The sequence below is a fragment of the Streptomyces sp. NPDC002868 genome, from assembly GCF_055563295.1.
Genome location: NZ_JBVHDR010000081.1, coordinates 1 through 2,383, shown reverse-complemented (window position 1 = coordinate 2,383; position 2,383 = coordinate 1). Strand labels below are relative to the sequence as shown.

2 protein-coding genes and 1 pseudogene are annotated in these 2,383 nt (G+C 66.3%); all 3 read right to left on the bottom strand.

Features of this window, described 5'->3' with window-relative positions; genetic code table 11:
• Positions 1-202: 202 nt before the first annotated feature.
• Positions 203-358: pseudogene (locus ACZ3H8_RS40765) on the bottom strand (acyl-CoA-like ligand-binding transcription factor); the annotation flags it as partial.
• A gap of 350 nt (positions 359-708) precedes the next feature.
• Entirely contained in the window at positions 709-1,869 is a 1,161-nt protein-coding gene (locus ACZ3H8_RS40760; RefSeq protein WP_467410424.1) for an amidinotransferase, read from the bottom strand.
• Between the two features lie 290 nt (positions 1,870-2,159).
• On the bottom strand, positions 2,160-2,383 hold a 224-nt coding region (locus ACZ3H8_RS40755; protein ID WP_467410422.1), incomplete at its 5' end, for a universal stress protein.

Genomic DNA, 2,383 nt, shown 5'->3' with positions numbered 1-2,383 from the left:
GTCGATCACCCCGGGCAGGGACCATCCCCGCGGGCGCGGGGAGCAGTTCCTCGACCACCCCGAGCCGTACAAGCCCGAGGGACCAGCCCGCTGGGCGACCTCGGCGGGGTCCGCGCCCGCGCATAGCCAGGTGGACAGAGCCGAGTGCCGTGAGGGCAGTGGTCAGCGCGGCCAGTGCGGCGACGAGAACACGCGTGCGCAGAGCGTCGGCTTCCGGCTGGCGGGCGGCGACTTGGGCGAACAGTTGCTCGGTGGCGTAATGCTCCTCCCAGACCCGGGCGCGGAGGGCAGGCGTCTTCAGGACGAGCCGGGTGCGGACCAGGAGGGCTTCCTTGTCGGTGGCGTATACGGTCTCCAGCCCTTGGGTCAGCGCCCGGCGCAGGGTGGTGAGTGCGTCTTCGTCCGGTGGGTTCGATACGCCGCCCGCGCCACCCGCACCGTCTCAACCGGAATCTCTCCGGGCCCCCCCCCGCCGCAACGACCCCGACACCCCCCCCACCCAACAACGACGGCAACCCGCACCACACATAGGTCCGGGCGGCCGACGTCACGCTCGGGCCCGAATTAACCAACAGCGTCCCTCACCGGCGAGGCCACCGTCTCCTGGCGTGACCTGGCATCACTGGATCGACCGCAAATTCCAAGGTGAACGACCTCTCAGTTAAGACGCCGCGTGTGAACCTTTGGCACTTACGATCGGTGGGCAGATCAATCGAAATAGGATTCGAGCGTTCCGCGACGTCGGATATCGAGTGTCGCGCAGTGGAATGAGCCGCCGAACGGCGCGTAGTGCAGCAGGTTGCACGGGATCGGCTCGAACCCCCATTTTTCGAGCGCGCGCAGCATGTCGGTGTGGTGCTGCTCCGCGATCACCCGTTTTTCGTCGATCATCAGAACGTTCATGCTGAGCCACTTGCCGCACATCGAGGTGATCTTGAGCAAGCGCTCGTCGATCGGGTTGGGCTCGGGGGCGATCAGGATGTCCCACGAGCTCAGAACGTCAGGCAGGCGGTCGACGTCGATGTATACAGGATTGACCAGTGCCTTGCCGGGCGCGAGCAGGACAAACGTCGTGTCGATGTGCATCGGCGTACGGCAGCGGCTCTCGATCTCGTGGATGCGATAGCCAGGTCCGAGATGGCGGCGCAGCCAATCGATGCCCATCTGGTTGGTGACGTTGCTTCGCGTAACGAAGAGGTCGCGTCCCGCGCGCACGAAATCCGCCGCATCGAACACCGGCTCGAACTCGGTCAGGACGTAGCGCATGGGCTCGCCGGCCTCGGGGATACGGAAATCCGCCTCGAACAGTGCGTCGGTGAGCTGCGGCTTCGGTGCGGCCGTCCAGCGCGCGCCGCGCCGGAAGTAGTCCTTGAGGATCGCGCGATAGGAATGGGTCTCGAAGTACCGGCACGGCCATGCCATCGGGGTCTCGATGATTTCATCGCCGATCACGAGCATGCCGTCCCGCGGACAGGTGCTGCAAAAACCACGCGATGACCAGTCGGGGGTGCTGAAGCGTTTCCTGTGGTCGACCGGGTCCGGGCGCCTGACCGTGATGCCGAGGGACTGCAGGAGAGCAATGAACTGATTGAGCTCATACTGCGCCCGCTCGACCAACATGCGCGGATACCTGAAGCCGGCGGCAAGCCCCTGCAACCGCGCTGCCCATGGCGGGATGTTGCAGGTCACGACCGGATGGTTGGAGGGGATCGCCGCGCCATCGAGACGCCCGACGATGATCTCCTCCAGCGGGTCCCACTCGTTGTGTGAATTGACCGGCGAAACGAGAAGTGCCGCGGCGTTGGCGCACGTATGGGCATCGTTGTCTGTCGCCGCCGTCAGAATGCCGGGCCTCTGTACTACCGCCATGCTTGATCGCTTTCGATCGCAACAGATCTCCCCAGTCCCCGAATGCCCCGAACCGGGCAGATCACACCAGCCTGCCGGACCACAGGACTGGTGAAACGGGCACTCAGCTTCCGAGGGCCGGTTCCGCGTCGGCGACGGTGTCATGGGCCCGCAGAACTTGATCGGCCCCGTCATCTGGAGAAGGCGCCGCAACGGCTCGGGCACACACGCCAGTACCAGCACGGCCCCGCTCTCCTCCGCCTGTCGGCATGCTCCGAGCGGCAGGCGACGTGTGTCGCCGCAGCAGGCGGTCAGAGGCCGGAGCGCACCACAGCGACCGGGCAGCGGGCGTGATGGAGGACGGCCTGGCTGACTGATCCCAGGAGCCGGCCGGCAAATCCGCCGTGCCCGCGTGCACCGACTACCAGCAGTTGGGCGTCCGCGCTCGCTTCGATCAGTGTCGGGCGGGTGCGCCCGCGGACCAGACGGGGCCATACGGTTACGCCCGGGTACTGGTCTCGGTGTCCTGAGAGGG

Excerpts from the sequence above, each read along its gene's own strand:
- ACZ3H8_RS40760 (WP_467410424.1), bottom strand. The coding sequence starts at position 1,869 with ATGGCGGTAGTACAGAGGCCCGGCATTCTGACGGCGGCGACAGACAAC.